The 8,458-nt window shown below is 61.3% G+C and carries 3 protein-coding genes; all 3 read left to right on the plus strand.

Translation table 11 applies throughout. The annotated features are described in order from the left end of the window. Window positions 1-591: 591 nt before the first annotated feature. Window positions 592-2,577, plus strand: coding sequence for an outer membrane protein (locus tag VNX23_RS30170; RefSeq protein ID WP_325635400.1), 1,986 nt, complete (start codon window positions 592-594; stop codon window positions 2,575-2,577). A gap of 843 nt (window positions 2,578-3,420) precedes the next feature. Next, window positions 3,421-6,258, plus strand: coding sequence for an autotransporter outer membrane beta-barrel domain-containing protein (locus tag VNX23_RS30175; RefSeq protein WP_325635402.1), 2,838 nt, complete (start codon window positions 3,421-3,423; stop codon window positions 6,256-6,258). Window positions 6,259-6,496: 238 nt separating this feature from the next. Continuing rightward, a partial coding sequence (locus tag VNX23_RS30180) for an autotransporter-associated beta strand repeat-containing protein (protein ID WP_325635404.1) occupies window positions 6,497-8,458 on the plus strand: 1,962 nt, incomplete at its 3' end.

Below are 8,458 nucleotides of genomic sequence, written 5' to 3' on the forward strand. Positions count from 1 at the left end.
TGCCCGCGAAGCAGTTCGAAGGATGGGTAGAGCGGCAGCGATACCCATCGCTTCTCTGTCCGCGGCGTTGATGGGTTTCGCAACGGCTTCAACCCATCCTACAGGCTGCATCGCGTCCGGGACTCGGCAGTTGCGCACCCGTCATTCCGGGGCGCGCCGAAGGCGCGAGCCCGGAATCCATCGTGCCGCCGGAGCGTCAGGAGAAATGGATTCCGGGTTCGATGCTGACGCATCGCCCCGGAATGACTCCTCTTCGTCATGGCCGGGCTTCGTCCCGGCCATCCACGTCTTTATTTCCAAACTACGAAAGCAAGACGTGGATGCCCGCGAAGCAGTTCGTAGGATGGGTAGAGCGTCAGCGATACCCATCGCTTCTCTGCCCGCGGCGGTGATGAGTTTCGCAACGGCTTCAACCCATCCTGCGGCTCGTTGCGAGCGCCCGCGGCTGGTGCATTTTGGCCACAATACAACTCAAATCGGCTGGGGCAATCGCGCAGCCAGACGTTGTATGCCGTCTCGGAATAACGTAAGCCAACCGGGGGTTGTTTTTGCTTCGCGAGCCGGCCGGGCCTGCGGAGCTTCGGGGGCAACATGAAAAAACGGGCGTTCGGAACCGGCGCGGTTTCGGTCATCGTTCTTGGAATCGGGTCAGCGAGCGCCGCCGAACTTCCGGCAAGCATGCCCACCAAGGCACGTAGCGCACCCCAGGCCGCGTATAACTGGACCGGGTGTTATCTCGGCCTGCAAGGCGCCGTCGGGACCGAGATTACCCCCCTTACGACGACCAACCGAGCGGGCGGTCTCGCCGGCGGCCAGATCGGCTGCAACTACCAGAGTGGCCAGATCGTCCTTGGCCTCGAGGCGGAAGCGGCATGGTCGGCCCTGACGGATAGCTTCGACTCATCATCTCCGGGTCTTTCTGTTGAAGCCAACGCTCGCAACCGCTGGACCGCCGATCTCGCGGCGCGTGCCGGCGTCGCGATCGATCGCGCGCTCATTTACGGCAAGGTTGGCGTCGCCCAGGGCGGTTTTGCGTTTTCCAAGGCTAGCGTCAACGTCTTTATCTCCGACTCTACAAACGCCAGCGGCGCCTTGACGGGCGTCGTTTTCGGCGCCGGTCTCGAATACGCTTTCGCGCCGAACTGGAGCGCCAGGCTCGAATACGACCACATCGACTATATCGGCCGCAGTTTGCTTTTTGACGACTCGAACCCGTTGAATGGAACAGGGGACAATAAACAATCGGCTTCCGCCAATCTGGTGAAGGCCGCGATCAATTATCGCTTCGCGGGTTCCGATGTCGCGCCGGCCATCGAATGGCAAGCAGGATCAGCCATCACCAAGGCGCCACCGCTGGCCAGCTATAATTGGACGGGATGCTATGGCGGCGTGCAAGCCGGCGGCGGCACCGAGACGGATTCCTTTTCTGGACAAAATAACGGCGGCGGCGGCCTTGCCGGTGGTCAAATCGGCTGCAACTACCAGATCGGTCAAATCGTCCTCGGCGCTGAGGGCGAGGCGGCATGGTCTGGAGTGACGAACAATGCTCACCTGAAGCTCATGGGCTTTTCGGAGGAATTTGCCAGCCGCAACCGCTGGATCGCGGACGTCTCCGCGCGCGCCGGTGTCGCGCTCGATCGCGCGCTGATTTATGGCAAGGCTGGCCTGGCCGAGGGCGGCGGGTTCGCGTTCAACTCGACGATACAAGGCGTGAGCGCCGTCGGCAGCGGCACCTTGAGCGGTCTCCTGCTCGGCCTCGGGCTCGAATACGCCTTGGCGCCGAACTGGAGCGCCAGGCTGGAATACGACCACATCGATTATGTCGGCCGGGATCTGACCTTCACTCAGTCTTCTAACGGGGTCTCCCAGCCCAGCGCCGTCGTAAGCCATTCCGCCACCGCCAATGTGGTGAAAGGCGGACTGGACTATCGCTTCACGGGTGCGGATCGAGCCTGGCTATCAAGTGCCTCGCGCCTCGCTCCGAGCTATAATTGGAGCGGATGCTATGCTGGCGCACAGGCGGGCGGCGGGGTCCAGAATGGCGAGTTCGCCGGTGGCGTCAATGGCGGCGGCGGGCTCGCCGGTGGCCAGGCCGGCTGCAACTACCAGAGCGGGCAAATCGTGTTCGGCATCGAAGGCGAGGCGGCATGGTCTTCGTTGCAGGACAAGGACGATTTCGCGCAAGCGGGCTCTTTCCAGCAAAGTGCTATCCGTAACCACTGGACCGCCGATCTCGCGGCGCGAGGCGGCATCGCGGTGGATCGTGCGCTCATCTACGGCAAGGCCGGTGTCGCCCAGGGCGGCTTTGCGCTTTCCTCGATGGATAGCACCGGCAATTTCGCGAATGCCAGCCGCACCTTCACCGGCGTCTTGCTCGGCGGCGGCATCGAATACGCCTTCGCCCCGAACTGGAGCGCGAAACTCGAATATGACCACATCGACTATGTCGGACGGGATCTGCTGTTCACCGGAATTCCCGGTAACAGCATCATGCGCGAGTCCGTATCGGACAGCCTGGTCAAGGTCGGGATCAATTATCACTTCGCCGGCGGCAACACCATCGTCGCCAAATACTGAGCAAACACGGCGACAGACCCAGTTCGTAGGATGGGTGGAGCGTCCGCGTCCGCCGTAGCTCTTTATGAGCGAAGGCGGAAGCGATACCCATCATTTCTCTGCCCATGGCGTTGATGGGTTTCGCAAGGGCTCAACCCATCCTACGGGCTTTAGTTCTTTGATTGCGCATGATCTCCGCGTAAACGCGTTTCGCGTTTGTCGCGAGGGCACCCGTCATTGCCAGCCAACGGGTCGCGCGAATGCGCGCCCGATGACAGGCTCCGCAAAGCAATCCAGTCTGTAGGGTGGGCAAAGCGGCCAGGTCGGCGGTAGGCTCAACGCAGCAAGGCGCAAGCGTGCCCACCGATTGCATGTGATGGTGGGCACGGCGCGAGAGGCGCCTTTGCCCACCCTACGATCTGCCCGCGTTTCCCGGACGCAGCGCATGCGCGCCGCGCCGCGTCCGGGACACGAGCGCCGTTATCTCAACCACCGACCCTCACCGCCGATACTGAAGCGCAACACCGAAACGTCTTTCAAGCGCGCAACGATCATGTTTGAGATCATGTTGTGGCGGGCCAGCAAAATATCGGTCATAGAGTCTTGAGAATCCAACCTGGGAATCCAGCGATTGCGTGGTGGTGGTCGGGGAGCGGTTGGACGACGGGGCGTTGGGGAAAGTGGCTGGGAAATTGAGAGGCGCTGCGTGGCGGGCGGCGGCAATCGCCGCCAGTCTGATCGGGGCTTTGGCGGGGACATCGCCGGTTTTCGCGCAGGACGCGACCTGGGTCGGCATGCCGACCGCGACCAACCCCGCCGATGGCAAGTTCGATTTCAACGCCAACGCGAACTGGATGCCGAACGTTGTGCCCGGCAGCAGCACCCCAGACCGGCACGGCGACCTTCGGCGCCACCAACGGCGCCAATATCAGCTTTTCGGCCAATTCGACCACCCTCAGCGGATTTACCTTCAACACCGGGGCGTCGAACTACACCTTCTTCACCGCGCATGATCTGACCTTTGTTGGCGCCGGCATCGTCATCAATGGCGGCAGCGCCACGTTCACCAACGCCTTTATCGTCAACTTTGACAACGCGAGCACGGCCGGCACCGCCACGATCAACAATAATAATACCCTGGCATTTCATAACTCAGCGACCGCCGGAGGTTCCACGATTGTCAACAACGATTTCCTGCAATTCTTCGACGGCACCAGTGCTGGAAGTTCGACGCTCACCAACACTCGTAACACCTCATTCTTCGCGACCAGTACCGCCGGCAGCGCCAATATCACCAACAGCAACACGGTTGGGTTCTTCGATACCAGCACCGCCGGCAACGCCACCATCACGAATAATCTCGGTGGCCAAACCCAGTTCGGTCGGTCAGGAGGCAATGACACCAGCACCGCTGGCAACGCCAATATCACCAACAACCACGGCACCGCCTTCTTCTTCGCCCACAGCACGGCCGGCAATGCCACCATCACCAATACAAACGTTGGCGCCACGTTTTTCGTCGACAATAGTACCGCCGGCAACGCCACCATCACCAACACGAATGCCGAAACCGCGTTCCAGAATAACAGCACCGCCGGCAACGCCAGGATCACCAACAACAGCGGTGGCATCATCGAATTCTTCAATTCCAGCAGCGCCGGCAACGCCACCATCACGAACAACAGCGGCAACCAACTGATATTCGCCAGCAACAGCACCGCTGCAAATGCCACGATCATCAATAGCGGCATGGTCGAAATCACCGACTCCAGCACCGGCGGCAATGCGCGCCTGATCAACAATGCTGGTGGCACTTTCCATATTAACGCCAATGGGCCGATTCTCACCGTCGGCTCGATCGAGGGGGCAGGCACTTTTGATATTACCGGCGGCGCTCAGCTCACGGTCGGCACCAACAATCTCTCGACCACGGTTTCCGGCGTGATCACCAGCAGCAGCACGTTCGAAACGTTGACCAAGGTCGGCACCGGCACGCTGACGCTGACGGGGAACAACACGTTTCTCGGTGCAATGACCGTGAACGGCGGCACGCTGGAGGTGGATGGCTCGATTGCCGCCGCCAGCGCGGTGTTTATCAACGCGGGCGGTACGTTGAGCGGCACCGGCATCGTCGATCCGGCTTCGACCCAGATCGCAAGCGGCGGCACGCTTGCGCCGGGCAACGCCGCGAACCCGACCGGCGTTTTGACCGTCACAGGCAGCCTCTCGTTAGCCTCCGGTGCGATCTATCTGGTGCAGGTCTCGGGCGCCAATGCCGGCAAGACCAATGTCGCCGGAGGTGGGTTTCTCGGAGGCACCGTCAACGTGGGTGTCATCGGCAGCGCGCAAGCCAACACGAACTATGACATCCTGCACGCGGCCGGTGGCCTTAACAACACGACGTTCAGCGGCGTGCAAAGCCTCGTGCCGGGATTTGTGCCCTCGTTGAGCTATAGCACGACCGACGTTTTCCTGAGCCTGACGGCAAGCCTCGGTGGCGGTGGCGGATTGAACGCCAATCAGCAAAACCTCGCCAACAGCATCAACAATTTCTTCAATTCCGGCGGGACATTGCCGCCAGGCTTTTTCAATCTGTTTGGCCTCTCGGGCGCTTCGCTCGCTAACGCGCTGACGCAAATTTCCGGCGAGACCGCTGTTGGTGCGCAGCAGACGACCTTCGACGCCATGAGCCAGTTCATGGGCGTGATGACCGATCCCTTCATGAGCCGGGGCGGCGGCTTTGGCAGCGCGGCATTGTCATCCGGCTATGCGGAAGACGCGCTCGGCTACGCGGCTGCAAACAAGAAGACCGATGCGTTTGCGATGTTCGCCAAGGCGCCGTCCCCCTATGAACCGCGCTGGAGCGTATGGGCCGCAGGTTTTGGTGGTTCGCAATCGACCGACGGCAATTTGGCGGCGGGAACCAACAACACCACGAGCAATATCGCCGGCACCGCTGTTGGCGCCGACTATCTGCTCTCGCCGAACACGCTTCTCGGCTTCGCGCTCGGCGGCGGCGGCACCAGTTTTTCGGTGGCAAATGGCGGCACGGGACGCTCGGATCTGTTCCAGGCCGGCGCCTATATTCGTCACAACCAGGGTCCCGCCTACATTTCCGCCGCGCTCGCCTACGGCTGGCAGGACATCACCACCAACCGGACCGTCACGGCGGCAGGCTTCGATCAGTTGCGCGCCGAGTTCAATGCCAATGCGTTCTCCGGCCGGCTCGAAGGCGGCTATCGCTTCGTTTCCCCCATCACCGGCGGCGTTGGCATCACGCCTTACGCGGCGGCGCAGTTCGTGACCTTCAACCTGCCGGCTTATGCCGAGCAGGCGATCGTGGGCACCAACACTTTTGCGCAGGCTTTTGGCGCCAGAAACGTGACCGATCCGCGCAGCGAAATCGGCATCCGCACCGACAAATCCTGGGCGCTTGCCGATGGGCTTCTGACGCTGCGTGGGCGCTTGGCCTGGGCGCATGATTTCGATCCGGATCGTTCGATCGCCGCGACCTTCCAGGCGCTGCCCGGCGCAAGCTTCGTCGTCAACGGCGCCGCGCAGGCTTCCGACTCGGCGCTCACCACTGCCTCCGTTGAGATGAAGTGGAGAAACGGATGGTCGGCGGCTGCGACGTTCGAAGGCGAATTCTCCAATGTCACGCAAAGCTACGCCGGCAAGGGCGTGGTGCGCTACGCGTGGTGAACGCGCCGGACTTTCTTTTCCCTCCCCCTTGTGGGGTCCGAGGCGAGCGAAGCTCGCTCTCGAGGTCGGCGAGCTTGGGAGCGCTCTTGCGCTCCGAAGCGAGCCGGGGTGGGTAGCGGCTTTGAATTTGAAGTTCCTGTCACGAACTTGCCGCGATGGGGCGAGGGGACAAGTGTCACGCGATCGACGTAGCCATGCACGCGGCTGGCGGTCGGCCGGGCCGGGCGTCTTATGTCTGTTGATCGTTTTGCCGTGGACATCGTCCGCCGGCGCGCAGGACGCGACCTGGATCAGCAATCCAGCCATAGCGGCCGGAAGTTCCGACTTCAATACCGCCACGAACTGGACTCCGGGCAGCGTGCCGAACGGCACCGCCACTTTCGGTCAATCCAATGGCACCAGCATCGGTTTTTCCAGCAACACCCAGATCGGCGGATTTACGTTCACGCCAGCCGCGTCGAACTACGCGTTCTCTGTCAATTTTTTTACTTTGTTTTTGGAGGGTGCCGGCGTTCTCGTCAACGGCGGCAGCGCCAGCTTCACCACCGAGAACAGCGGCCACCTTTTTTTCATTAACACGACTAGCGCCGGCGCTGCCACCATCATCAATAACGGCGGCGGCGTCACTGAATTCCAGTCCAGAAGCACGGCCGGCAGTGCCACCATCATCGATAACAGCGGCGGTTTCACCACGTTCGGCATCCTCAGCACGGCCGGCAACGCCAACATCACGAACAACAGCGGCGGCAACATAACCTTCACGTCGGGGAGCACTGCCGGTAACTCTACCATCTCGAACAGCGGAAACATCCAGTTCCTCAATAACGCCACCGCCGGCAACGCCAATATATCGAACAACAACCTGCTCTCATTCACTTTTGCCAGCAAGGCCGGCAGCGCCACGATCACCAATGGTGGCTCGGTCAATTTTGGCGACAACAGTGACGCCGGCAATGCGCGCCTGATCAATCTGGCAGGGGGCATCGTCGATTTTTCCCTGAGTGCCGGGCCGAATAATGATGGCAAGCTCAGCGCCGGCTCGATCGAGGGCGCTGGCATATTTAAGCTCTCCAATCAGCTCACCGTCGGCAGCAACAATCTCTCCACCACCGTTTCCGGTGTGCTCGAAAATGCCGGTTTCGGCGGTTCACTGGTCAAGGTCGGTGCGGGCACGCTTACGCTGACGGGTAACAACCAATATACCGGCCTAACCATCGTGAACGGCGGGAAGCTGGAGGTTAATGGTTCGATAACAAACTCCATCGAGGTTGCCATCGATCCCGCGGGTACACTCTCCGGTACTGGCGCCGCCAACTTTACCGACAACTTTGGGACACTTATGCCCGGCAGCGCTATGAATCCGACCGGCACACTCACTATCTTTAACGGCCTTTCCTTCGAGTCTGGCGCGATCTATCTGGTGCAGGTGTCGGGCGCGAACGCCAGCAAGACCAATGTTAGTTCAGGAACGGTATTCCTGACTGGTGGCACAGTGCGGGTCGCCGTCATTGGTGGTGCTGAGGGCGTGAAGAGTTACGATATCCTACATGCCGCCGCAGGGTTCAATGGTACGACGTTTGCTGGCGTTCAGAGCCTGACGCCGGGGTTTACGGAAACCCTGAGCTATACCAGCACGGACGCTTTCCTGAACCTGACCGCCGACCTCGGTGGCGGTGGCGGTCCTCGGCACCAATCAGCAGAGTATCGCGAACACGATAAACAACGTCTTCAATTCCGGTGGCACCTTGCCGCCAGGCTTCTTCAATCTGTTCCAGCTTTCCGGGGGTTCGCTCTCAAATGCGCTGACGCAGATTTCCGGCGAGACCGCGACGGGCGCGCAGCAGACGACGTTCAATGCAATGACCCAGTTCATGGGCGTGATGACCGATCCGTTCATGGGCCGCGGCGGCGGCTTCAATGGCTCGTCCGGCGCGCTGGGTTTTGCCGAGGAGACGAACGCTTACGCGGCGAGCGGCAAAAGCACCGACGCGTTCGCGATGTTCACCAAGGCGTCCCCCTCCCAAGGGTGGGGGCAGCAAGGGTGGGGGCCGCGCTGGAACGTGTGGGCTTCCGGCTTCGGCGGTTCGCAATCCACCGACGGCAACGTGGCGCTCGGCTCCAACAACACGACGAGCAGCATCGCCGGCACCGCGGTTGGAGCCGACTATCTGCTCTCGCCCAATACGCTTGTCGGCTTTGC

This window comes from Bradyrhizobium sp., from assembly GCF_035570375.1.
Lineage (GTDB): Bacteria > Pseudomonadota > Alphaproteobacteria > Rhizobiales > Xanthobacteraceae > Bradyrhizobium.

Excerpts from the sequence above, each read along its gene's own strand:
- VNX23_RS30170 (WP_325635400.1), top strand. The coding sequence starts at position 592 with ATGAAAAAACGGGCGTTCGGAACCGGCGCGGTTTCGGTCATCGTTCTT.